This window comes from Flectobacillus longus (genome assembly GCF_030056705.1).
Classification (GTDB): domain Bacteria; phylum Bacteroidota; class Bacteroidia; order Cytophagales; family Spirosomataceae; genus Flectobacillus; species Flectobacillus longus.
This window is the reverse complement of the sequence record NZ_JASHIC010000035.1, coordinates 43499-68538: the sequence shown is the minus strand read 5'-3', so window position 1 is coordinate 68538 and position 25040 is coordinate 43499. Positions and strand designations below refer to the sequence as shown.

The 25040-nt window shown below is 38.6% G+C and carries 17 protein-coding genes; 5 read left to right on the top strand and 12 right to left on the bottom strand.

The window, feature by feature from the left end; translation table 11 throughout:
• The first annotated feature begins 94 nt into the window (after positions 1-94).
• Both QM491_RS22510 and QM491_RS22505 read left to right on the top strand, forming a co-directional pair.
• Complete coding sequence (locus tag QM491_RS22510; protein WP_166553054.1) at positions 95-1552, top strand: DUF1501 domain-containing protein; 1458 nt, start codon at positions 95-97, stop codon at positions 1550-1552.
• Positions 1553-1672: 120 nt separating this feature from the next.
• A complete protein-coding gene (locus tag QM491_RS22505) occupies positions 1673-3823 on the top strand; it encodes a chitobiase/beta-hexosaminidase C-terminal domain-containing protein (protein ID WP_283329783.1) in 2151 nt (716 codons plus the stop codon).
• Positions 3824-3983: 160 nt separating this feature from the next.
• Here QM491_RS22505 and porY read toward each other — a convergent pair whose 3' ends face one another.
• Together porY and QM491_RS22495 are read right to left on the bottom strand one after the other, a co-directional pair.
• A complete protein-coding gene (porY, locus tag QM491_RS22500) occupies positions 3984-5285 on the bottom strand; it encodes a sensor histidine kinase (RefSeq protein ID WP_283329782.1) in 1302 nt (433 codons plus the stop codon).
• A gap of 189 nt (positions 5286-5474) precedes the next feature.
• Entirely contained in the window at positions 5475-6158 is a 684-nt protein-coding gene (locus QM491_RS22495; protein ID WP_283329781.1) for a response regulator transcription factor, read from the bottom strand.
• A gap of 316 nt (positions 6159-6474) precedes the next feature.
• Here QM491_RS22495 and QM491_RS22490 point away from each other — a divergent pair, with 316 nt between their 5' ends.
• The 3 genes from QM491_RS22490 to QM491_RS22480 are packed head-to-tail and all read left to right on the top strand — an operon-like array spanning position 6475 to position 12304.
• Positions 6475-7866, top strand: a complete 1392-nt coding sequence (locus QM491_RS22490; protein WP_283329780.1) for a TolC family protein — start codon at positions 6475-6477, stop codon at positions 7864-7866.
• 4 nt (positions 7867-7870) lie between these two features.
• Positions 7871-11152 (top strand): efflux RND transporter permease subunit, encoded by a 3282-nt coding sequence (locus QM491_RS22485; RefSeq protein WP_283329779.1) that lies wholly within the window; start codon positions 7871-7873, stop codon positions 11150-11152.
• 9 nt (positions 11153-11161) lie between these two features.
• Positions 11162-12304, top strand: coding sequence for an efflux RND transporter periplasmic adaptor subunit (locus QM491_RS22480; protein ID WP_283329778.1), 1143 nt, complete (start codon positions 11162-11164; stop codon positions 12302-12304).
• Between the two features lie 154 nt (positions 12305-12458).
• Here the strand turns inward: QM491_RS22480 and QM491_RS22475 are convergent, their stop codons facing one another.
• The 10 genes from QM491_RS22475 to nanU all read right to left on the bottom strand — a co-directional run bounded on the left by QM491_RS22475 (position 12459) and on the right by nanU (position 25030).
• On the bottom strand, positions 12459-13097 hold the full coding sequence (locus QM491_RS22475; protein ID WP_283329777.1) for a YdcF family protein: 639 nt from the start codon (positions 13095-13097) through the stop codon (positions 12459-12461).
• Between the two features lie 22 nt (positions 13098-13119).
• Entirely contained in the window at positions 13120-13803 is a 684-nt protein-coding gene (locus QM491_RS22470; protein WP_283329776.1) for a GDSL-type esterase/lipase family protein, read from the bottom strand.
• Between the two features lie 40 nt (positions 13804-13843).
• Positions 13844-15385, bottom strand: coding sequence for a sialate O-acetylesterase (locus QM491_RS22465; protein WP_283329775.1), 1542 nt, complete (start codon positions 15383-15385; stop codon positions 13844-13846).
• Positions 15386-15391: 6 nt separating this feature from the next.
• Positions 15392-17347, bottom strand: a complete 1956-nt coding sequence (locus tag QM491_RS22460; protein WP_283329774.1) for a family 20 glycosylhydrolase — start codon at positions 17345-17347, stop codon at positions 15392-15394.
• Positions 17338-18492, bottom strand: coding sequence for a sialidase family protein (locus QM491_RS22455; RefSeq protein WP_283329773.1), 1155 nt, complete (start codon positions 18490-18492; stop codon positions 17338-17340). Before QM491_RS22455 ends, QM491_RS22460 begins: the two co-directional genes overlap by 10 nt.
• A 30-nt stretch (positions 18493-18522) precedes the next feature.
• Complete coding sequence (locus QM491_RS22450) at positions 18523-19707, bottom strand: AGE family epimerase/isomerase (protein ID WP_283329772.1); 1185 nt, start codon at positions 19705-19707, stop codon at positions 18523-18525.
• 114 nt (positions 19708-19821) lie between these two features.
• Positions 19822-21042: an MFS transporter gene (locus QM491_RS22445; RefSeq protein ID WP_283329771.1), complete on the bottom strand. Its 1221-nt coding sequence runs from the start codon at positions 21040-21042 to the stop codon at positions 19822-19824.
• 263 nt (positions 21043-21305) lie between these two features.
• A complete protein-coding gene (locus tag QM491_RS22440; protein ID WP_283329770.1) occupies positions 21306-22448 on the bottom strand; it encodes a Kelch repeat-containing protein in 1143 nt (380 codons plus the stop codon).
• A gap of 3 nt (positions 22449-22451) precedes the next feature.
• Positions 22452-23381: a dihydrodipicolinate synthase family protein gene (locus tag QM491_RS22435; protein ID WP_283329769.1), complete on the bottom strand. Its 930-nt coding sequence runs from the start codon at positions 23379-23381 to the stop codon at positions 22452-22454.
• 113 nt (positions 23382-23494) lie between these two features.
• On the bottom strand, positions 23495-25030 hold the full coding sequence (gene nanU, locus QM491_RS22430) for a SusD family outer membrane lipoprotein NanU (RefSeq protein WP_283329768.1): 1536 nt from the start codon (positions 25028-25030) through the stop codon (positions 23495-23497).
• Positions 25031-25040: the final 10 nt, after the last annotated feature.

Genomic DNA, 25040 nt, shown 5'->3' with positions numbered 1-25040 from the left:
TGAATACCTTTAAATAACCAATATACTATTGACTAATAATGTCTTCCTACTTTTATACTAATACTCAACAGAATAAAGCACCCAATCATATAAGATGAATAAGAATGAATTTATAGAAAATCGTCTGAATATTAACCGCAGACACTTCATGGGAAAAATGGCTGCGGGTATCGGTGGACTTGCCTTAGGCTCATTGTTAGTGCCCGATTTGTTTAGAGGTTCGGCTGATGATGCTGAAGGTTTACCTCTTGGAATAGCCCATTTCGCCCCAAAAGCAAAGCGTGTTATTTATTTGTTTCAAAATGGCGCTCCCTCACAATACGAAAGTTTTGAGTACAAACCTTTACTCAACAAAATGGCTGGTCAAGAATTGCCTGACTCTATTCGTATGGGGCAACGCCTAACGGGAATGACAGCTAGTCAGGCTAAATTTCCATTGGTTGGGTCTTACTTTAAATTTGCACAATATGGTCAATCGGGTATGTGGATGAGTGAGTTGTTTCCCAATATTGCCAATATTGCAGATGATATTTGTATGATTAAAACCATGCACACCGAGGCCATTAATCACGACCCAGCCCTCACATTTATGCAAACAGGTGCACAACAGGGTAATCGTCCAAGTATGGGTGCATGGGTAAGCTATGGTCTTGGGAGTGAAAATAAAAACTTACCAGCATTTTCAGTCTTGTTGTCAAGAGGAAAGGGGAATGGCCAAGGGGTGTATTCTAAACTTTGGTCAAACGGATTTTTAGACTCGACCCATCAAGGTGTGGTATTTAGTAGCGGCGAGGATCCTATTTTATATCTCAATAATCCAGCTAATTCGGATAGAGCTTCGCATCGTAAAATGTTAGATCATCTGGCCGAACTCAACAATATGGCTTATGACGATTTTGGTGACCCTGAAATTAAAGCTAAAGTACAGCAATATGAAATGGCATATCGAATGCAAACGGCTGTTCCTGAGCTAACTGACTTAAGTAAAGAACCTGACTATATTGTCAAAATGTATGGTCCTGAATGTCTTGTTCCCGGAACATTTGCGGCTAATTGTCTTTTAGCTCGAAAGCTCTCTGAGGCAGGTGTTCGTTTCGTTCAGCTCTATCATCAGGGTTGGGATCAACACGGTAATCTGGTTGGTGAAATGCCGATGCAAGCCATGGACACAGATCGTGCTTCAGCTGCCTTGATTACTGACCTCAAACAAAGGGGCTTGCTCGACGAAACACTTGTGATTTGGGGTGGCGAATTTGGACGTACCAATTATGTACAAGGAACAGCCTCAAAAGATAACTATGGACGAGATCACCATCCAAGAGCCTATTGCACGTTTATGGCTGGTGGTGGCGTAAAACCTGGTACTGTATATGGCGAAACCGATGATTTTGGATATAATATTGTCAAAGACCCCGTGCATATCAATGACTTTCATGCGACTGTGATGCACTTGATGGGGATTAATCACGAAAAACTCACTTACAAGCATCTTGGACGTCGCTACCGACTTACCGATTTAGCAGGGAAAGTATTACCAGGCTTAATGGCTTAGTATTAGTGCTGAATTGTGAGTGATGAGTTTTGAGTGTAATTTTATGATTACTAATATTTTATCTCATCAATTTTATCCTATTCTAAAACCAATTTTCTTTCTAAATATTGATTCGTTTACATGACTCGTTTTCAGCATATACTTTCATATTTACTTTTTGCTCTGCATGTTTTGTTGCTATTCTTGCTGGTTTTTCAAGAAAAAGTAAATATTCCTCTTGGTTTACAAACCATAGGTCGGATGCACCCCATGGTTTTACATTTGCCTATTGGATTGCTATTAGTAACGGGTTTATTTTGGGTTTTTAAAAAAGAATTTGAAGGGGAAAATTTTGAGAAGCTCTTGAAGTTTGTCCTAGCTATTACAGCTTTTACAGCCAATATTGCAGCATTAATGGGTTTCTTTTTGTCAAAGGAAGAAGGTTACACGGCAAGCTTGCTTACTTGGCACAAATATGCTGGCATTGTGTTAAGTTTTTTGTGTTATGGACTTTGGCTCATTGATCAACCTTCAACCAAACCACGCATTTTTACTTCAGTTTTAGTACTGAGTATTGCTGTTCTATTAGTTACAGGGCATTATGGTGCCAGTTTGACTCATGGCGAGGACTATTTATTTCCTAATAGTAAAGTAGAAGCTGACATTGTATTTACCGAAGATACGCCCATTTTCGAAGCGGTAATTCAGCCTATTTTAAAAGAAAAATGTTATCAGTGTCACAATGAACAAAAAACGAAAGGTGGCTTACTAATGACAACTCTCGCTGGCTTAAAAAAAGGAGGTAAAAACGGACCTATTTGGATGAGTGGTAACGCACTTCAAAGCCATTTGATTGAACGTGCTAATTTGCCGCTTGATGACAAAAAGCACATGCCACCCAAGGGAAAAACTCAGCTAACTCCTGAAGAAATTGCGGTACTTAGTGCTTGGATTAACGATGGAACCAATACACAAAAGACACTCAAACAATTGGCTCAAAATAGCCCAATTAAAGCATATTGGGGGAAAAATAGTAAAAGTAAAACAGCTGCTTCTACTGACATTATCTACGACTTTGAACCAGCGAATGAACAAACCCGACAGAAGCTCAATACTCCTTTTAGAGTGATTTTTCCATTGGCAAATGATTCACCTGCCTTGCAAGCGGATTTCTTTGTGCGTCAAGCTTTTAAACCTGAGCAATTAGCAGAATTAACAGAAATTAAAGAACAATTGGTAGTTCTTAATTTATCAAATATGCCCATCAAAAATGAAGACCTAAAAACCATAGGGCAATTTGAACATTTAGAAAAACTTGTCTTAAATAATACCGACATCACTGGCGAAAATTTATCTAGCCTACAAAGTTTGACCAACCTAAAATCTTTATCTTTATCTGGTACAAAGCAGACTAAAAACTCCCTTGCTCAGTTGGCAAAATTACCAGCCCTCAAGCAGGTATTCGTTTGGAATACTTCACTTACCGAAGTAGAAGTGAATGAAATACAGAAACAATTTCCATCGATTCGCTTTGAAAAAGGGTATATTCCAACTGATACAGAAATGCTCAAGCTTACCCCTCCAATTCTTGAGAATGAAGATTTTGTGTTGAGCAAACCTACGCTTATTTCATTCAAACATCCATTGAAGGGTGTTACCATTCGTTATACGATCAATGGTCAACAACCCGATTCACTGAGTTCACCTGTTTACCAAAAGCCGTTCGAGCTCAATACTTATACTGTACTCAAAGCAAAGGCCGTCAAAGCACATTGGTATGCCAGTGATATGGTTGAATATGTCTTTTTTAAAGGAAAATATCACCCTAAAAGTGTAGAATTAATCAATCAACCCAACCCTCAATACATGGGTGAAGGAGGAAATACACTCATTAATTTGAAAAAAGGCGATGCCAATGACTTTAAAAATAAGGCATGGTTGGGTTATCGTGAAAAACCTTTTGAGGCACTTTTTACCTTTGACACACCAATTCCAATCAAGTCGGTAATGTTGAGTCTTGGACGAAATATAGGAGGCTTTATTTTTCCTCCTACTTCTGTAGAAATATGGGCAGGTACTGCTAAAAATAATTTGCAACTGGTACAGAAAATCAATCCTGTTCAGCCTTCGAAAGATGAACCTGTGCGAATAGACCCAATTGAGACAACTTTGAAAGAGGGGAACTATTCATTTGTCAAAATTATCGCACGTTCTGTAACCAAACTCCCTAATTGGCATAATGGTAAAGGGCAACCAGGATGGGTATTTATTGATGAGGTATTTTTTAACTAACTTTTGACAACCCTCCTAAGATAATTACTTGATAAAATGCCGAGGTGCTGCCAAGTAACCTATTATTTGGAAATATCTTTATAGAATCAGATATTGGTCTATAGGAACTCATATAGGATTTAGGTAATTGATCAAGGCAGGTATTTTAAAGAAAAAGTAGCTATCCGCCTGATGATGCTACCTCCATGTATTCAGCTTCTTTTTGAGTTTTGGCATTTTTGAAACATACCACAAACGTATGGCGGTAGTCGATGTATTTGTAAGTAATTTCAAAAAAATGTAGCTCACAAATTTGTTTAACAATTGATAGTCCTAAACCGATAGAGTCGGGGTTTTCTTTCTTAAATCGTCTGAAAAGCTCTTCGGTTGGCATGCTTGGCGCTTTACCTGTATTTTCTATATAAAGTTTTTTGGGAGTCAAGGTTACGGATATTGTTCCATTACAAATATTGTGTCGGATGGCGTTGCTAAAAAGATTATTCAAAAGAATAGAAGCCAATACAGGATGTAGTCTGAGCGAAATATGAGGTTCGATTTGCTTTTGAAGCGTAATAGATTTCATCTCTAAAAGTTCCTCGAAGCCTTCCAGCGTTTCATTGACCAATTGCGAAAAGTTGATTTCTTCGATACTTTCATATTCTTGGTTTTCGAGTTTAGTCAATAAAATCAACGATTGATTGGTTTTGTTGAGTTTGTCGAGGGCATTTAGGGAAGATAAAATTAACCCTGCTTGCTCATCGCTTATAGGCGATTGCATGAGTAACTCCAATTTTCCTTGAATAATAGCCAAAGGAGTTTGTAATTCATGAGAAGCATTTTCAGAAAACTCTTTCAAGGAATTATAATCACAAATGGCTTTATTCATCATTTTTTCAAGAAAATGATTTAGTTGATTAAACTCATTGGTGCTTGTTTCAGTAAGATGGATGGCTTGTTTATTCTTTAAAGAAAAACGATGTATTTGCTCTAAAGTATTATGAAAAGGAGCTAAAATTCTTTCTGAACCCAACCTGATGAAAACCCACAAAAGTACAATTAGCAATAGGAAAATACCCGCCATCGATTCAAATACCACTTTGGTGACATCGTCGGTATTAATCATCATATTGTACACAGAAATATCATAATGATGTCCATTGATTTTGTACGATGCTGAGGCTTTTATCTGGCGGTCAATGCGTTGTAATTGCGGACTCCATGCCAAAGTATCGGATAGCGAAACATTTTTGATAGGAGAATTGTATGGTATTTCAGCAATGTGCAGTTGTTCCCGTACCAGTTTTTCATAAGGAACACCGTTCCTTATTTTTTGACAAATATGATGCAATAGCTTCTCTTGTTCTTTCGCTTGAGCTATTTCGATATGAGATTCAAAACTATAAAAAGTCAGTATTCCTCCGACCAAAAATACAAAGGCCGAAATACCCAAATACCAAGAAGTGAATTTATTGATGAGTTTCATAATGTTTCGTAGCAACAAAGAGGATTTGTAATACGTAAGTTCTCAGGGAACAGGCATTAGGCAGATAGTTTTAAAATGTTTCTTTTGCTGAAAATTTAATGCTTAAATTTAATTTTACCCATCTTCTTGCCTGCAATGAGCATTAAACTTAATGCCTACGGCTTACAGCCTAAAGCCCATTAATACATTCTATTTCGCATTTGTATCAAATTTATACCCAAGACCATAAACCGTTGAAATATAATCGTTTCCACCAAAATTGCTTATTTTTTTTCTTAGGTTTTTTACATGTTGATAAACGAAATCAAAATTAGATAAAGTATCTGTATAATCTCCCCAAAGATGCTCTGCAATAGACTGACGAGTAATAACTCTGTTTTTATTCGCTAAAAAATAAACCAATAAATCAAACTCCTTTTTGGTCAAATCTAAGGTTTGTTGGTTTACCTGTACTTCGTAGGTGGTGGTATTAATAGTTATTTCATTGAAGGTCACCACGTTGTCACCTCCTAAATGGTTTCTGCGATAAAGTGCTCGTAATCTGGCTAATAGCTCCGATAAATGAAAGGGTTTTGTGAGATAATCATCCGCACCAATTTCTAACCCTATTATTTTGTCGTCTAAGGAGTTTTTGGCAGAAATAATTAGTACGCAACTTTGAATCTTATTTCGTTTGATAAAACGGAGTATATCTAAACCATTGCCATCGGGCAACATAATATCTAACACAATACAATCATATTCAAAACCCAGCAAGCGGTCTTCGGCTTGTTGGGCAGTGGCGCAAAGTTCACATACAATGCCTTCTTTGCTGAGAAACTGGAAAATATTTTGAGCCAGTTCAGGATGGTCTTCTACGATTAATATTTTCATAAGTGCCTAAAATAGAAAATTCTTTTTGAAGCAAATTTGAAGTTCTAACGGTATCAATATTTTCTTGATTTTATCCTTTTCCTTTAACGAATCAAATTCATTCTTCTTAAAATACTACAATTATTGTATCATATTGGTACTATAGAACAGGACACAGCATAAAAACTGTTCAATTTTGTTGAAACTTCAAAATCTCCTCAAAATCTTGCTGAAAATTTGAATTAATCAAGCGTTAATACGTCTGTTTTCTCAACAATTATTAATGATATGAGGCTTTGTGGCAAAGATACCAAAGTCGTTAATTTCTTATAAAACTATGTCTCTAAAATCCTTGTTCATGTTTTTGTGTTGCTTTTGCTTGCTTCGGCCTGCTTTTGCACAAAAACCAGTATTTACTCTTTCGGAAGCAATCCAAACGGGTTTGCAAAACTACAATTCTATCAAGGCCAAAAAAAGTTATCAGAGTGCTTCGACTGTCATGGTTGAAAATGCCAGAAGACAATTTTTGCCTGATGTAAACACTGCCATTCAACAAAACTACGGAACAGCCAACGGACAATTTGGTCCACTGTACTCGTATAAAGGTGTAGGTATAGCGGCTTCGGGGCCAAGCTCAACTTCCCAAAACTGGAACACCGCTTTTGGGGCGCTTTATGCTACCAATATCAACTGGGAGGCGTATTCTTTTGGGCGTTTGGATGCTACGCTCGACTTGGCAAAGTCACAAGTAGCACGTGATTCTTTGGATGTACTACAAGAAAAATTTGCGCACAGCATGAAAATCGGTGCAGCTTATTTTAATGTATTGGCAGCACAAAAATTTGTGGAAGTCAGTCAGGCAAATCTCAAACGTGTTACTGCTTTACAAGATGTAGTAAAAGCACGTGCCAAAAATGGCTTGAATGCTGGCGTTGATTCATCTATTGCCAATGCAGAAGTCTCTAATGCACGTCAGGGGATTATTGATGCCAAAAACCTTGAAATTCAGGCAAATGCACAGTTGGCGCAATTTCTCAACAAGTCTCCTCAAGCTTTTGATTTGGACAGTTTATATTTTATCAGTATTCCCAAAAGCTTGGAAACAGCTCAGTCTATTGAACAAAATCCAACTCTTCAATGGTATGCTTCAAGAATTACTTTAGCCGAAAAACAACAAGTTTTATATGAAAGAAATAAGCTCCCTACGGTAAACCTTTTTGGTGCTTTTCAGACCAAAGGTTCTGGTTTTAAAAATGACTACACTCCTGATAATCATCATATTGATGGTTCATATTTTGGAGGAGTAGTTCCTACTAGAAGCAACTTTTTAGTGGGTGCAGGGATATTTTGGAATTTTATGGCTCCAACCAAAATCAATAAGCAAATAGAATCACAAAAATTATTGCGAGAAGGGCTGCGCTATGAATACGAACAAATGAGTTTGCAACTACAAAATCAGGTTGTTTTGGCAGATCAGCGTATCCAAAATGCGTTGGCAAGTTATCACGAAGCTCCTATTCAGTTGGAGGCGGCACGTACTGCTTATAATCAAAAGGCATTATTATACAAAAATGGTTTGTCGAATATCATTGATCTTACTCAAGCGCTTTTTGTATTGAACAGAGCCGAAACCAATATCAACGTAGCTTATGCCAACGTATGGCAAGCCCTATTGCTCAAAGCAGCCAGTTCTGGTGATGCCGATTTACTCATGAAACAAGCTAGATAATTCTATGAATTTAATTAGAACAGCCCTACGCAAACCCATTACTATTTTGGTATTGGTGGCAGGTATGGTCTTTTTTGGAATAAATGCAGTCCGCAATATTAAAGTGGATATTTTTCCAGATATGAACTTACCTGTTATTTATATTTCGCACCCTTTTGGTGGATACACTCCTACCCAAATGGAGGCTTTTTTTGGCAAGCAGTATGTCAACCTCCTTTTGTATGTTTCGGGGGTAAAAAGTATCGAAACCAAAAATATTCAGGGACTTACCTTGATGAAGTTAACCTTTTATCAAGGTACAAATATGGCACAAGCTGCTGCCGAAGTATCGGCGTTTAGTAACCGTGCCCAAGCCATATTTCCTCCCGGTTCACAACCGCCTTTTATTTTGCGTTTTGATGCCTCAACTTTACCCGTTGGACAGTTGGTATTGACCAGTGATGTTCGGTCAAATAACGAATTGCTCGACTTAGCAAATACTTATATCCGTTCGTCATTTACCTCAATTCCAGGATTGGTGGCGCCACCACCATTTGGAGGTAATATCCGAACAGTGGTCATAAAAGCCGACCCTGAGCTGATGCGGGCGCACAATATTACGCCAGACCAAATTGTCGAGGCTATTCGACTCAATAACCAAACTTCACCTTCTGGAAACGTTCGTATTGGCGATGTAAATTATATTACGCCAGTAAATACAACCATTAAAAAAATTGAAGATTTTCAGGATATTCCAATTTTTAAAGGAGGAGTTGCCAACTTGTACCTACGTGACGTAGCAAAGGTGGAAGATGCTGCGGATATTACTACTAGTTATGCTTTGGTCAACGGCAAACGCTCTGTGTATATGGCTATCACCAAATCGGCCGATGCCTCGACTTGGGATGTAGTCCAAGATTTGAAAAAGAATCTTCCCAAATTTAAAAGTCAATTGCCTGAAGATGTACAGTTGTCTTACGAGTTTGACCAAAGTGTATATGTAATGAATGCCGTAAAAAGCTTGATGAGCGAAGGTGCCATCGGTGCGGTTTTGACGGGTTTGATGGTATTACTTTTCTTGGGAGATACACGTGGTGCTTTGATTGTTATTATGACCATTCCAACGTCGATTATCTCAGGTGTTTTGTTTTTGTATTTGTGCGGACAAACCATCAATATTATGACACTCAGTGGTTTGTCTTTGGCAATTGGTATTTTGGTAGATGAATCTACCGTAACGATTGAGAATATTCACCAGCATCTGGACATGGGCAAACCCAAAGCACTAGCCATTTGGGATGCTTGTAAAGAAATTGCTTTTCCAAAATTGCTGATTCTCTTTTGTATTTTGGCGGTTTTTGCACCAGCCTTTACCATGAAAGGTATTCCAGGTGCTTTGTTTTTGCCTTTATCGTTAGCGATTGGTTTTTCGATGTTGGTTTCGTTTTTACTTTCTCAAACTTTTGTGCCAATTATGGCCAACTGGATGATGAAAGGTCACGCTAAAGCTCATGCCAAACAAGCGGGTCATCCCATAACAGAAGATGAGGAGTTCCAAATGACAGGTTTGAGTCCTGAGTCAGAAAAGGATACTTTAAATCAGAAAAAAGTATTAGTGGAGCCAGAACCAAAACCTACTAAACTAGGAGTGTTTGACCGATTCAAAACTCGCTTTATGGCTTTTCTGGATAGACTATTACCGCATCGCAAATTGGTTGTAGGTAGCTATTTAGTGTTGGCAAGTGTGGCGGCGTTCTTTTTACTCAAAAATATTGGTCGTGATGTATTGCCAAGAGCCAATGGCGGTCAGTTTCAGGTACGTATTCGTGCCAAAGAAGGTACTCGTATTGAGCGCACAGAGCAAAAATTGATTCAGACAGTTAGTATTTTAGAACAGATGGTAGGTAGAGAAAACATCTCTATTACTTCGGCTTTTGTCGGACAACACCCTGGGCTATTTTCTACCAGTCCTATTTATTTGTTTATGAGTGGACCACACGAAGCGGTTTTACAAGTTCAATTGGAAGAGCACTATAAAGTGAATTTGGAAGATTTAAAAGAAGAGCTTCGGGAAAAAGTAAAAGCAAAAGTACCTGATATTCAATTATCTTTTGAGCCTATTGAATTGACAGACAAGATATTAAGTCAAGGTTCGCCAACACCAATCGAGGTTCGAATTTCGGGAAGAAATAAGAAAAATAATGAGGAGTATGCCAAAAAGGTCATAGAAAAATTGAATGAGTTACCTTATTTGAGAGATGTTCAAATAGGTCAATCAACCAACTATCCTGCTATCAATATTTCTATCGACCGTGTTCGTGCAGCACAATTGGGTATTGATATTGCCGAAATATCTCGTTCTATTACCGCTTCAACTTCGTCGTCGCGCTACACAGATAAAAGTGTTTGGGTAGATGAAAAATCAAATCAGACTTATAGCGTTCAAGTTCAAGTTCCTGAAAATCAGCTTAAAAGTATTCAGGATATTGGCGAGATTCCTATTACAAGAAATGCTAGCCGACCTGTATTGAGTGATGTTGCTACGATTACACCAAGTAAAACGTATGGCGAAAATGACAACTTAGGAGCGGTTCCAGTGATTTCGGTTACTGCCAATTTGTACAAAACTGATTTGGGTACAGCTACTACAGGCGTAACCAAAGCTTTGGATTCCCTTGGGGAACTTCCTCGTGGTTTGACGATTGAGCCAGTAGGTTTGAGTAAAGTATTGACCGAAACACTAGATAGTTTACAGTCGGGTTTGTTAGTAGCCATTGTGGTGATTTTCTTGATGTTGGCTGCTAATTTTCAATCGTTCAAAGTATCTTTTGTGGTGCTTACAACGGTTCCTGCGGTAATTTTAGGAGCATTGCTCATGTTAGTAATGACTCGCTCGACCCTGAACTTACAATCGTATATGGGAATTATTATGTCGGTGGGGGTATCTATTGCCAATGCCGTATTGATGATTACCAATGCCGAGCATTTGCGTAAACATAATGGCAATGCGCTCAAGTCTGCACGTGAGGCGGCGTCTTTGCGTCTGCGTCCGATTTTGATGACCAGTGTAGCGATGGTGGTTGGTATGATTCCAATGGCTTCGGGCTTGGGCGAAGGAGGAGACCAAACCTCACCTTTAGCGCGTGCTGTAATTGGGGGACTATTGGCTTCGACATTTGCGGCTTTGGTATTTTTACCATTAGTTTTTGCCTGGTTCCAAGAAACAACCACGACTGAATCGGTTTCACTCGATCCAGAAGACGAAGAAAGCAAGCATTTTATCCCGACTATCTATCAATCAAAATAAGATTCCAACATGCAACTGACAAAAGTTATGAATTATCCAACTGTTTTTAGATATACCCTTTTTGCCACGGGATTAGTATTAAGTTCTGTGATATTTACAAGTTGTGGCGAGTCTGAAGCTAAATCTGAGCATAAAGAAAAAACAGCCTCAGCACCAACGATTCCTAGCGTAGAAGGTTTTTCTTTAGCAAAAGAAAAAATGACGGCTTCACTACAATTACCAGGTGAACTAACAGCCAAGCAAGATGTAGAACTTTACGCAAAAGTCAACAGTTTTGTACGCCAAATGACTGTCGATGTAGGTTCTGAAGTACGTGCAGGACAATTATTGGCAAGCTTGGACGCACCAGAAATCACAGCGCAGTTGACAGCATCTTCTTCTCGTTTAAAATCACAAGAAGCTATTTATATTGCTAGCAAAGCCAATTATGATCGTTTGTATCATACCTCCCAAACACCTGGGACTATCTCACCAAACGAATTAGATCAAGCTTTGGCGCGTAAAAATGCTGATTTTGCTTTGTTAGAAGCAGCAAAAGCTAATTATAAGGAAATTGCAGATACCAAAAACTACTTAGAAGTTCGTGCACCATTTGATGGTACGATTTCGGTACGTAATATTAGTTTGGGCGCTTATGTAGGACCATCGGGAAAAGGGTCGGATAAACCGATGTTTTTCTTACAAAATCAAAAAGTACTTCGTTTGGCGGTAGCAATTCCAGAAATGTACACCGCCTATTTATCACCACAGAGTACGATTAGTTTCCGAGTAAGGTCTCGACCAAATGAACTATTCAAAGCGCAAATCAAACGTGTGGCAGGAGCATTGGACACCAAACTCCGAGCAGAGCGAATTGAGATGGATATTGATAATTCGAGTAAGAAACTACTCCCAGGCATGATTGCAGAAGTCAAATTGAATATGCCTTCGCAAGTTCCTACTTTTGTGGTGCCAAAATCTGCGGTAGTAAGTGCGCCAGAGAGAATTTTTGTTATCAAGATTGTCAATGGCAATGCCGAGTGGATAGACGTAGAAAAAGGTCGTGAAGCAGATGGTAAAATTGAAATTTTTGGCGACTTAAAAGAAGGTGATAAGCTTGTAAAAACCGCCAGCGAAGAAGTCAGAAATGGTTTTCCTGTTAAATTAAAATAATTGAGTGATTTGTGGTTGAGTGAATGAGTGATTAATTTTACTTGTAGAGACGCAAAGCATTGCGTCTCTACAAGTAAAATCTAGATTAAAAATAATCATTCATGCGCCCAATCACTAAATTTGAAATGACTCATGCTTGTGTTAAGAAGAACTCTTACCTAATATCATCAATGACATATCGATTATATCCTCTGTCAACTAACTCTTTAAATGCAGACCAAACATCCTCAGGAACTTGCTCTGGAATCTGAAACCCAATTTCTCCGTAAATCTTTATACGTTGCAAATCGCCTACAATCAAGTGAATAAAGGTTTCTTTATCGTCTACCAAATCTAAATATTCATGATAAGTCAGTGGTTCGGCTGCGGTCGACCATTTTACCTCAGTCCACTGTTGAGAGGCGGTATTATAAGCTCGGCGAGTCATATAAGGTTTGGCAATCAACAAACCTTCATGATGTGGTAAGTTGTATTGTTCAATAATTTTTTTAGAAAAAAGAATATTTTCACCTGTGTTAGAGGCCTCTTCTTCTAAATAAATCTTCTCGGGTGGTACGCCCAAATCTATCATGACTTTGGAAAACATTTGTGCTTCTGCCTCCGTCCAGATTTCATCGGTAATTTTTCCCAAACCACCTGAAACGATGACATAACTTACAGGATTTTGCAAAAAATACTCAGCCGCAAACTTCGGTACACGCAAATCACTGCTTCCCAATACCAATATAAAATCAGGATGTTGAGGGGCACAACGTTTATTTAGATAGTTATAAATTTTCTCTTCGGGCAACATATAAATGAGCTATTATTAATTTCTACTTGAGATACTTTTCAATCACTTTTTTCCATGCTAAATATCCCTCTCCTAACAAATGAAGTCCATCATTGGTAAATCGTGGATTCATGCGACCTGTTTCGTCTACCAAACTTGTATATACATCAACGTAAACAAATGGCATTGATTCGCTCAAACTTTTCAAAGACTGATTTACTTGAATGATTTCAGCCTTTTTGCTAGTATGCCCTCCGAATTTCTTGAAAGACTCATTCACAGGAAAAATACTTTGTACAAAAATCTGCGTTTTAGGCGATGTTTCATGCAAAATTGCCACAATCTGACGAATATTTTTGACCACGCTATCAGGTGAAATACCTCTTGCCAAATCATTTGTGCCTATTAATAAAAATACTTTTGTTGGCATTCTTTCAGCAACTTCATCGATTCTGTTCAAAACTCCTGCGCTAATATCGCCACTGATACCTCTGTTTTTAATATGAGAATTTTGAAACATTTCAGCCCATTCTCCACCGTCGGTAATACTATTGCCCAACATAATGATATCTTTTGAGGTTTTGGGCAAAACTTTAAAAAGAGCTACTCTTTGGTGGTAATAGGTTGAAAATAAGGAATCTGGAAAACGATACTTTACTTGTTGAGCCTGTGCCATAAAGGCAAAAAATAGGCCGAATACACAGCCTATTGCAAATCTGATTTTCATAGATGATATGTTAAATATGTTTTTTATCGTAAAATCCGTTTTAAAAATTTCCTTTTAATTCTATTTTAAATGGCATCAATGGTAAATTAGCCTCGTTGACGATATTACATTTTGGATTGGGTAACCATGCGTAATTGATTTGCGTAACCTGTTTATCCAAAGGCAAAGTAAGGATTATTTTATTAGAAAAAAGCGCTATTTTTTCTGGATAAAAAAAAGATGCTTCTGTTCCTCCTAGATTAAATCCTTGCAAGATAAAGCCTCTGGGATTTAATCCATCACTGGTTTGCAGTTGTCTGGCAAAGTCAAAGCTAAGTTCGATAATATTTCCTTTTTGTTGATATTCTTTAACAATAGGTCCTGAATAATCAAGGGATAACTGATAGGTTTTGGCCAAAGCTAATAAACTCAGTCGCTCGCCAATAGGCTTTTTATCAGTCGGGTGAACATCCAATGAATCCCCAGTGTCGATACTCACAACCATTCCAACGTTGTTAATTTTTTGACTCAACTCAAACTGACTTGCACGAAAAGCAGGCCAACCAGAACGATTAGCAATAGCAGGAAGCTGGACTGTATAAATAGGAAAATCACCTTGATTCCATGTTTCTCGCCAGCTTTTTACCAAAGCCTCAAACAAAGGCTTGTGAATTTCGGGATGTGTGGCATTGGATTCGCCCTGATACCAAATCACACCTTTGATGGCAAAGGGCGCTAGAGGTTTTATGCCATTATTAAACAAGAAAGAACCCGCAAAAGGATGTAATAATTTACGATTGGGCGTAGCATCCTGTAGCACAAGAGCCAAATTTTCATTACTTCGTTCCAATACCCAAGGATGAATATCTTGGGCTTTTTGTAACCAATCTTTATCCACAAACTGCTGTAACTGAGGATGCGAAGCCAAACTTGCCGAATCGATATAAGCTTGGGTAGTAGTTCCACCAACGGCATTACAAATTAACCCAATTGGGACATTGAGCTTTTGCTGTATTTGTTTACCAAAATAATAACCCACCGCCGAAAATTTAGCGGCCGTTTCGGGCGTACATAGTTGCCAGCTTGTAGGCTCATAAAACTTTCCTCCTTGTAAAGCAGACAAAAGACTATCACTAAATACCACCTTAGACAGGGGACGAGCCACAGCACGGGGTGTCATGCGAAACAATCGAATTTGAGCATTATCCGCTTGCGATATTTCTTGTTTGGCATTTTTGGTTTGTTCCAAACGAAATTCCATATTGGACTGACCAGCACAAAGCCACACTTCGCCCACTAGAATATTTTGAAAAACTAGTCGCTGTTTTTGAGAGGTAACCAGTAATTGAAAAGGTCCTCCTGCGGCATGAGCAGGCATATTGATCTTCCAATTACCATTCTTATCTGTTTTAGTTTTTAGTAAAAAACCATCAAACGAAACGTTCACCTCACAACCTCGACACGATTTTCCCCAAACAGGAATAGCCATTTTCTGCTGCAATACCATGTTATCGCTAAAAATAGCGGGTAATTCAAGCTGTGCTTGCGCCAATTGGCTCAAGCACAGCAATTTGCCTAGAAGTGTAAAAAGATATTTTTTCATAATTGCTTATTCAAAAAATGGCAAAACTGTAAACATCCATTTCACGGGGTTTTGCCAATCGCTTCCTTTGAAAGTACCTACAGGAGCTTTAACTTTTATTTCGTTCCAGCCTTTATGTAGTTGAATCCTAATCGGTTGGCGATACTCATATCCTTCGTCTGTTAGGGGCTGTTCCAATGTAGGTTTTTGCCCTGCATTCGTCCATAAAGGAGCTTGTATGAGTTGATCATTGACCCAAACTTTACTTGCACGAGTATCCCATTGAGACAAAGGCGGAACATTGGTAGCCATCGACCTAGAAATATTATTGAATCCTATCCAGCAATAGGCAGTGGTATCGGTAGGCATCCAGATTTTTTGGATAGCATACCAAGTGGTGTTTTCTTGTGGATTAGATAATACGCCTTTTACAACGGGCGACCACCAATGCCGTAAAACGACCGTACCGCCTAGTGCTTCTTGATTAGGTATTGGGTTATGATTTAGAAAATTAGTCTGTTCTGGAACAAAAGTGCTATCAAGTTTTCCTTGATTAAAAAATGGACCAAATAATTGCCAACGAATATGCCCTTGTGGGTGATAGGTGAAAGGTTTATCTCGAAAATTTTGTGCTTTTTGTGTAAGTAATCTTTTTTCAAAATTGTCAAATTTAGCAATAGCATCTACCTCTTTCACATCGATGTTAGTCACCCATTGTGTTTGTCCCCCTCCTACCCACGTTCGTTCCGAAAAAGCTAACATACTAGGATATACGGCATTCATGGTCAATAAATCTTTTTCTTGGCGAATATTTCTATCATGCCACAGACACAAAGTGGCGCCTATTACCTGCTGGTCTGATTGTAAACGATCGCCAATATTTCGTTGAAAAAGTGCTGTTACAACCTCCAGCGGGTCTATGTGATTGATATACAAATGTCGAGAATCGATATAAACTTCTCCCTCAGGAATAGACTCGTGTCCCATCCATAATTGTCTGATAGTATTTTGGGGTAAATTCCCCCCAGGCGACCAGCCAATTACTTTTTTTCCAAAACTTTTGACATATTGAGTCATTTCTGGCAAAAAGTCTTGATTGGTGATTTTTACCTCGTCGCCCCCAATATGCAAATACTTAATCGGATAAGTTTGACAAACCTCTTTGATAATTTCTTTGACGATTTGTACCCCTTCTTTGCTTTGCATCGATACTCCCATCGCTCGTTCAAATGCCTGACTATGACCTGGCATATCTATTTCAGGAACAAATTCTATATGTCGTTCTTTACAATAATCTATCAATTGAATCATGTCAGAAATACGATAAAATTTCCCTTTTTGACGCAACATCGTATTGGCATCGGTAAGTTGGGGATACTTTTTTATCTCTAATCTCCAAGCCACATCTTCGGTTAGATGAAAATGAAAAACGTTGAGCTTATAACTGGCCATCACGTCGATTTGCTCTTTCAGCTGTGACATAGATTGATAGTTACGACCAACATCTACCAAATAGCCTCGCCATGCAAAAGCTGGGCTGTCCTTGATAGAACAACCCTGAATCTCCTTGTTTTTTTGTAGCTGTAAAAAGGTTTGTATACCATTAAAAATCCCGTGCGAGGTATTAGCTTTTAGCATCACTTTTTGAGAAAATACGTCAAGTTGATAAGCTTCTTCAGGTAAATGTTCAGAAACTACTCGAATAATATTCAGACTAATACCATGCTGAGGAGCATTTTTTTGAAAAAGAACTTTTAGCTTATATCCCTTTTTTGAAAGCTGTTTTTGTAAAAAAATTGCTTCGGATTTTAAACGTCTATCATTGTAATAAATAGCCTTTGCCTGAGTCAAGTCAAATGCTTGTGATGTCCAAGTCAATTGTTTGGGCAAAGGAAGCAAACTTGGATACTGTGGTGTTTGACTCAAAGCAAAAAAATGGCTCAAAAACGTCAACAAACCTACCATTAACACTTTTACTTCCATGACACGGTATGAAAAATGATTTGTTTGTAATTGTCTTTTTCGTACAAAATTCCAATCTGGTCTTTTCCTACTTGTACAATATCCGAATAGGCGGCATTGTCACGTGTATGTCCTTCTTCTGCTTTGTCTATGACCCAACTTTTCACCCACGTTTTTCCTTCGTCATAACTAATTCTTAAAGTGAGGTTATCTCTATTTTTGGTATCTGCGGCATTACAAAAAGCAAGAATCGTCTTTTTACCTTCTGTAAAACTCAGAATACTTCCTTGACATACAGGATCTGGAAGGTTGGGGTCAAAATAGGTATCGTGCCAATGTTGTCCGCCATCGTTACTAATCGCTACAATTCGCTGACGAATATCTCCTTTTTGATTACGAGCATTAAACATCAATTTATTGCCTGACAATGGCGCTGCTGTAGCTTCATTACCTCCTGCGATGTTGATGGTTTCGCTCAAATGAAAGGTTTTTCCGTGATCATCGCTATAAAATCCGTGTGCAAAATAATCTACAAAATGAGCCTGTGGTTCGCCCTGCGAGTGATTGGCAGCCACATAGATACGCCCTTTGTATTTGCCTTTCAAAAACTGCGTAGCATGCCCAGGCGTATTGGCATACGAACGCCAATCTTCCTGAAACTGATAGGCTGGATTAATCTTCGGTTGGTTAGGTCTATGTACTTGCGTGGTGATATTCTGGGGCTTCGACCACGTATGCCCTGCGTCTACAGATGTCACATACCAAACTTCTCTAATTCCATGTCCTTTTCGAATTTCTCCTTCGTGGTTATTTCCAGTATTGTAAAACAAGAAAATACGCCCTTGCGGATACTTTGGGTCGGTAAGGTCAACGACTGGCGCTGGATTGCCCGCCTGAAGAGAATCATAATTGATAGCAACTTCGATATTGCCCCATGTTTTTCCTTGGTCTTTGCTACGTTTCAGGACAATATTAATATCGCCAAAATCGCCACTTCCGTTGACTCTTCCCTCGGCAAAAGCCAATAATTCGCCCGAAGGTAAACCGATTATGGCAGGTATTCTAAAAGACTTATGTCCCTCTTGTCCTGAGGTAAAAACAGGCACTTGTGCCCACAACTGGCTTGTCAACAAGACACTTAGAATGATTACTAGTATTTTTTTCATAGTTATATTTAAAAATCTAACGCTGATTTTCTATCCTCTTTTTTCTAAAAAGTCATTCAAAATTTTATAACAATACCATTCTTGGCGAGGTAAATGAAAAGGCCCTTTAAACAAATTACCCTTGGCAGTTTGCGCAAGACTTCCATCACGGTGTAAATACCCATACCATTCACCATTAACAGGGTCATAAAAGTGCTTATAGGCATAATCATGTACCATTTGGTGCCACTGGGCGTATTTTTCATTTCCTGTCATCAAGTAAGCCAATAAAGTAGCAATAATGGTTTCGTTATGTGGCCACCAAAACTTCATATCTTGCCAATATTCTTGTACAGGTTTGTCGTAAACATCTCTAAAATACAAAATACCACCATGTTCTTTATCCCAACCTCTTTCCCACATATAATCGAGCATTTTACAACCTAATTCAATCAGATGTGGGTCGTTGTTACGATATTGAGCTTCGTGCAAAATAAACCAAGCGCCTTCAATTGCATGTCCAGGGTTGAGAGTACGCCCGTCGATATGGTCGATAATACTGCCATCGAGCGCCACACTTTCCATCACACAGCGAATATCGTCTTTGACAAAATACTGTTCTATTTGCTGAATCCAAGTTTCAATCCAAACATCACAGCGTTCATCACCAATGGTTTCACGAAGTTGCTGGGCGGTATTCATCATAATCATCGGTACACCTATACCTCGTGTTGGACGCGTATTCGTAAACTTTGCTGGTAGTAAGGTTGGATTGGTGGCGTACTCCAAACATTTACCAAATAACTCACGAGCTTTTTGAGCCGCAGCCTCATCACCCGATGCTTTGGCATAGGCAGCGTGAGCAATTACAGCAAAAGTTTCAGAGAAATAGTAACGACGTTTTCTAATACCTTCACCTTGCCGAGTTACATGAAAAAACATCTGTCCGTCGGTATCAAAGCAATGTTTGTTCAGAAAATCTATCCCATTTTTGGCACCATTGAGCCACATTTCATTTTCGCCAAAAGTATTTACCAAAGTCGAAAGTGTCCAAGCCGCTCTTCCCTGAATCCAAACGGCTTTATCGTCATCAATGAGCGAACCATCTTGGTCTCTCATGAGCAGATAACCGCCATATTCCCAATCTATACTTCGAGGAAACCAAAAGGGTATGGTATCTTCTAGTAATTGTTTTTTATAAAAATCTCTTAATGATGTAAGTTGTTGGATGTTCATTTTGGATTGTATATTTTTTAGAAATTGAAAGAAAAGGGAGAGCCCTTACCTTGATGAAGCATGTACACATCAGGTAATCAATCGCTCTTCCCTTTGTCCATAACTATCCAATTTTCACTTTGCTATTTTGGGCTTTATTAATGCTAGAAAAATCCCTAAAGCGATAAAAACTAAGCCTCCCAAACTCGCTAAATCATATCCTAGATTTCCTTGGTCGGTAGATTTTCCTAGAATATTGGTAATCAATGCCCCTGCGAATACCCCACACATATTCATAAGTCCGTAGGCAGTACCGCGTTGTTTTTCGGAAACGATTTGACAAAGAATAGGCATATTGTTGGCATCGAACATGCCATATCCTAATCCAAAACAGATAGCAGCTCCTACCAAATGCCAAACTTCTGTACCAAAACCGAGTAAAAATAAGGCAGGAATCGTGAGCCCCAAACCAATGGTGCTCACAAAAATTCGTCCTCGAATATGTGTTTGTATCCAGCGGTCAGATAAATATCCCCCTGCAAGAACGCCAACCAAAGAGGAAAAAGCCATGGTGATGGTAGACAACGGACCAGCCTGAGCCATATCAATATGGAGACTTTGAGAAAATAGCGTAGGAAGCCAATTTTTGATACCCCAGCCTGACAAGCTAGGAATCGTAAAATAAAGTAATAACAAGATAAAAGCGGTATTCCCAAACAAGCTTTTCAAATTATTAACTATCTGATTTTCTGACAATTCAATACTACTATCTTCTACTTTTTTTCGATTTTCTTTTAATAAAACTATTAGTAAAAGGGCGTATCCCACACCGACAAAACCAAATAGTTGAAAAGTTGCCTGCCATGAAAAAGATGCCGCAATCGTTGCTCCAAATCCACCAAGCGATTGACCTATATACAAGCCCGTCATGTGAATGCCAATGGCAATTGAACGGCTTTTAGAATCATGATAATCTGCGATAAGCGACAAAGCGGCAGGAATGTACAACGATTCGCTAAAGCCCATCAATGCCCGAAGAGCCAACAATTGAGGAAAATTTTGAGCATAACCCATCAATAATGTCACAGCAGACCATACAAACAAACTACTGACAATAATCCATTTGCGATTGATACGATCGGCAGCCAATCCTGAGATAGGACTCATAAGCCCATATATCCAAAGAAAAATGGCCATTAATTGCCCAAAATTTGTAGCAGTCTGAAGCTCAACAATCGATACCTGCATACTTGCTTTCATGGTCGAAAGCATCTGTCGATCGAGGTAATTGAGCAATGCCACCACCCAAAGTAGCGCTACAACAAGCCATTTATAGTTTTTGGAATTCGATAACATTTTGATTATTGATTTTGGATTTTTGATTGCGAATATCAACCTCGGTATTATGTTTTATAAAAAACTGAACAAACGAATTAAGTATGAGTGCTGAGTTCTTTGCGTAAACTTTTGTTTACAAATATTTTATATTTTGAATGAGGTAACTGCAAGAGTTACCGCTACACCAATTTTATTTTAATGATAAAGCTCAACTCTCTTACAGTATTAATCTTAAACCCACAATTCACAACTCATCACTAACAAATACCTCTTCTAAAACCCTATTTGATTTCTCCTACTAATATTTCTACACTTCTTACTCCTGCTTTTATTTCGCCTGAAGGAATAATGACTTTGTTATCCCAAGTAATAGCCGTAGTGGTTACTGGCACAGAAAAAGGAATATTGCCAAGCTTTTTCCATGTATTTTTCTGGGAATCAAAAAGTAATATTTCGCGACTAAAACCTGGGTGATTGACCTGTAAAATATTTTTCTGCGCAATGAGTTTAGTCTTCTTCTCAGGGTCAGATTCTTGGGCGATTTGTGCCAACAAAATTTCTACCTGATGAAAAGTTTCGCCCTTATCTCCACCAAATAACATACATTGATTTTTGCCTACCACAACCCCAGTTCCTGCCGAAATAGCATAAGGCAAAGATTTTTGTGCAGTCCAAGCTTTTTTATCACTATCAAAAGAATAGCAAGAATCGTAAAAGTCGCTTATGCCATTGGCTTGCCTTTGGCGTCCGCCAACTAGATATAATTGATGGTTGAGATTAAACAGTAAAGAATGTGAAAGATGCACAGGAAGCGCTGCAACGAGTTGCCAACCAAGTGATATATGTTTCAAATCCAACTTGAGTAATTGACTCGAAACACCCGATTGGGTTTCGCCACCAGCCAAGTATATATCCGAATCATGAACAATGGTGGCTGCCGCATTACTAATGCCTTGAGGTAAATCAGGCAAAGATTCTATGGCTGGTTGTTCCTTCTGTGGATTCCATTTCAGAATAAAAACATCTTTTCGATAACCTTCTTGGTCTTCGCCACCGATACAAATCAGCCCTTGAGAAGACTGAACGGTGGTTGTATAAGCCATTTTTTGAGGCAGTCGAAAAGTTTGAGAATGCCAGAAAAGCGCCTTATTAGTATCTTTGTGTAATACATAAATGTCATCGAAATACTTCTTTTTTCCACCCTCCCAAGGCAAAGCATCTTCAAAATTAGCTCCACCAGCTATCATCAACACATTTTGAGATACACCAACGATTGGGCCAGCCAAACCCGCTTGTTTGGTATGTCCATTGGCCACTGGCAATGAATGCAATACCGACCACTGAATTTGAGGCTGTACATCATTCAACATATCATTGCTATATCCCATACAAGAAATAATCGTAGACATAAGTAAATTTTTCATAATTTAAGCGTGCATTTTTGAACAAAATACAGAGAAATTCAATGCTTCGACATCCTTCTTGAAAAGTTCGAATTGAGTATCTGTCATATTTCTAACGGGTAATCTAAACATTCCACAATCTAAATCAACCAATTTCATGTAAGCTTTTCCTGTTGCGATTCCCCCATATTTGCCCAACAAACGAATCATTTCGATAGATTGCATTTGTAAGGCTCTGGCTTTAGGTAAATCATTTTTGTCAAAAGCCTCAATCAAATCATGGTACAAAGGTGCAGCATAGTTGAAGGTACTTCCTACAGCACCTTTTGCACCTAAACTCAAAGCTGCCAGCATATTTTCATCGCGTCCCCAAAGCATATCATATTTCCTGCTTTGAAATTCTAAACACGACTGATAATCCATGAAATCCTCATGCGTATATTTGATTCCTGCAAAATTGGGTACTTTTCCATCTATGGCTTTCAACAAATCATACATGGCAAAGTTAACGCCAGTCAACACAGGAATATGGTAATAGTAAAAATGCATCTCGGGCACTACAGAAGCTACTTCTTGACAAACCTCTGCAAGCTTTTCTACAGAACTTGGTTTAAAATAAAAGGGCGAAGTAAACGAAATAGCATACAAGCCTAATTCTTGAGCATATAGCGCCAACTCTTTACAATCGGCAATACTTGTACCGCCCAAAAAAAGCATTACTTTAAAATCTGGATCACCTAAAGTTGCGTTCGCCCAAGCCTGAGCAACCGCTCGTTTTTCGGTATGCGTCAACGAAACCCCTTCGCCAGTTGAGCCACAAATGAAGGCACCTGTCACACCATTGGATTTGAGCAAATGGTAATATTCTTCAATCAATTCCAGATGCAAACTTCCATTTGAGTGCATAGGAGTAAAAGGAGCAGCAATAAGTCCTTGAAGATGAGCTATTTTCATAATATTATTTATTTTAGGGACAATGAATCAAAGGCATAGAGGTACAGTTTTACTCTAAAATCTTTTCACTTGTACCTCTATAATTGCCTTTTTTATAGTTTTCTTAATTCAAATTAAAAGCTTGGATACCCCGTTGTTTGTACCAACGAACGGTTATTTGTCAATGAGTTACGGTCGATTGGCCATAGCACTTTGTAAGCTTCGTTGCTTGATAAAGTCGTATTGGCAAAAACATAACTATTGCCAAATCTACGAAGGTCGTACCAACGTTTTCCTTCAAAAATAAACTCAAACAAACGCTCATCTAAGATAGCATTTTTAGGGTCTTTATCTCTGGCTTGATTCGGAAAGCCATATTTACTAGCCACATAATTAGCCCCAAAAGCTCTTGCACGCACCTGATTGATTTCGGTAGAAGGATCTTGACCTAACAGTATTTTCGCTTCGGCAGTAAGTAACAACAAATCAGCAAAACGATAAATCGGATAATCGTTGGTATATACACGTGAGCCTGCATTTTGCTCGCCTTGGAATTTATTGGTAAAACAGCCCACCAACTCAAAACCTGTGCTACGCTTCTCAAAAGCTGGCTGAATCGAAGACAAACGACGAGTATCAGCTTCATCAAATTTTTTGAATGTGGCAATACGCACAGGGGCACGCAATAAGCCACTCCAGTTGTCAACATTTACGTTGAACTGGCGAGAGCCATTCAAGTCATAAAAGTTTGAAATCAAGCCTGTTTGTGGAACAAAGCTACTTGATACAAAACCCATACTTGCTTCATTCAACACATAGCGAATAGCAAAAATGATTTCGTTATTACCTTTATTATTTGAGGCAAAAACATTGCTAAAACTTGGCAACAGCGTAAGGTTTGGGATATTGGTTCTGATTTCGTTCAAAGCATTCAATGCTGTTGTAGCATCGGCTACGCCACCACCTCTTTGACTATTCCATAATGATACTTCTGCTTTGAGCATCAATGAAGCGGCTTTTGACCAATAGCCTTTATTATTTCTGAAAGAATAATCGCTACCAAAACTAGCAATAGATTTATCAATATCTGATTTTATCAAATCCATCACTGCTGATTCTGGAGAAGCCTCCTTCGCCAAGTTGGCAATATCAATGGACAAAACTGGCTCAGTCTGAATCACTACGCTTCCCCATGTACGATACAAATGGAAGTAATAATAGGCACGCATTCCGTAGGCTATTCCCAAATAGTAATTCTTGTTGGTAGTACTTACAATATTGGTCGTATTTAACTTACTAATCAATAAATTCAACTGCACAATATTGGTATAAAATCCTCCAAAATTGCTCACGCCTGAATTGTCTAAATCGAGGGTATGTTGCCACATTCTTTCTAAGCCTTGTGTAGCCTCACCCGTGAAGGTACTGGCATTATTAGCTTCAGTACCAAATATATCAGAGCGCATTTCGCCCAAGGCTTGAATATTGGCATTATGACTTCTTAGTCTAGAATGAATTCCTGAAACAAAAGCATCGAATTGATCGGCTGTTTTCCAATAATTAGCATCACTGATGCTACTAATAGGCGCTAGATCGAGACTTGTATTACAAGCAGTCATTCCCAAACCTATCGCTATTCCCAAAAAGGTTATCTTAAATATCTTTTTCATAAATCGGTTT

Excerpts from the sequence above, each read along its gene's own strand:
- QM491_RS22460 (WP_283329774.1), bottom strand. The coding sequence starts at position 17,347 with ATGGAAGTAAAAGTGTTAATGGTAGGTTTGTTGACGTTTTTGAGCCAT.
- QM491_RS22455 (WP_283329773.1), bottom strand. The coding sequence starts at position 18,492 with ATGAAAAAAATACTAGTAATCATTCTAAGTGTCTTGTTGACAAGCCAG.
- QM491_RS22435 (WP_283329769.1), bottom strand. The coding sequence starts at position 23,381 with ATGAAAATAGCTCATCTTCAAGGACTTATTGCTGCTCCTTTTACTCCT.
- QM491_RS22485 (WP_283329779.1), top strand. The coding sequence starts at position 7,871 with ATGAATTTAATTAGAACAGCCCTACGCAAACCCATTACTATTTTGGTA.
- QM491_RS22510 (WP_166553054.1), top strand. The coding sequence starts at position 95 with ATGAATAAGAATGAATTTATAGAAAATCGTCTGAATATTAACCGCAGA.
- QM491_RS22505 (WP_283329783.1), top strand. The coding sequence starts at position 1,673 with ATGACTCGTTTTCAGCATATACTTTCATATTTACTTTTTGCTCTGCAT.
- QM491_RS22445 (WP_283329771.1), bottom strand. The coding sequence starts at position 21,042 with ATGTTATCGAATTCCAAAAACTATAAATGGCTTGTTGTAGCGCTACTT.
- QM491_RS22440 (WP_283329770.1), bottom strand. The coding sequence starts at position 22,448 with ATGAAAAATTTACTTATGTCTACGATTATTTCTTGTATGGGATATAGC.
- nanU (WP_283329768.1), bottom strand. The coding sequence starts at position 25,030 with ATGAAAAAGATATTTAAGATAACCTTTTTGGGAATAGCGATAGGTTTG.
- QM491_RS22495 (WP_283329781.1), bottom strand. The coding sequence starts at position 6,158 with ATGAAAATATTAATCGTAGAAGACCATCCTGAACTGGCTCAAAATATT.
- porY (WP_283329782.1), bottom strand. The coding sequence starts at position 5,285 with ATGAAACTCATCAATAAATTCACTTCTTGGTATTTGGGTATTTCGGCC.
- QM491_RS22480 (WP_283329778.1), top strand. The coding sequence starts at position 11,162 with ATGCAACTGACAAAAGTTATGAATTATCCAACTGTTTTTAGATATACC.
- QM491_RS22465 (WP_283329775.1), bottom strand. The coding sequence starts at position 15,385 with ATGAAAAAATATCTTTTTACACTTCTAGGCAAATTGCTGTGCTTGAGC.
- QM491_RS22490 (WP_283329780.1), top strand. The coding sequence starts at position 6,475 with ATGTCTCTAAAATCCTTGTTCATGTTTTTGTGTTGCTTTTGCTTGCTT.
- QM491_RS22475 (WP_283329777.1), bottom strand. The coding sequence starts at position 13,097 with ATGTTGCCCGAAGAGAAAATTTATAACTATCTAAATAAACGTTGTGCC.
- QM491_RS22450 (WP_283329772.1), bottom strand. The coding sequence starts at position 19,707 with ATGAACATCCAACAACTTACATCATTAAGAGATTTTTATAAAAAACAA.
- QM491_RS22470 (WP_283329776.1), bottom strand. The coding sequence starts at position 13,803 with ATGAAAATCAGATTTGCAATAGGCTGTGTATTCGGCCTATTTTTTGCC.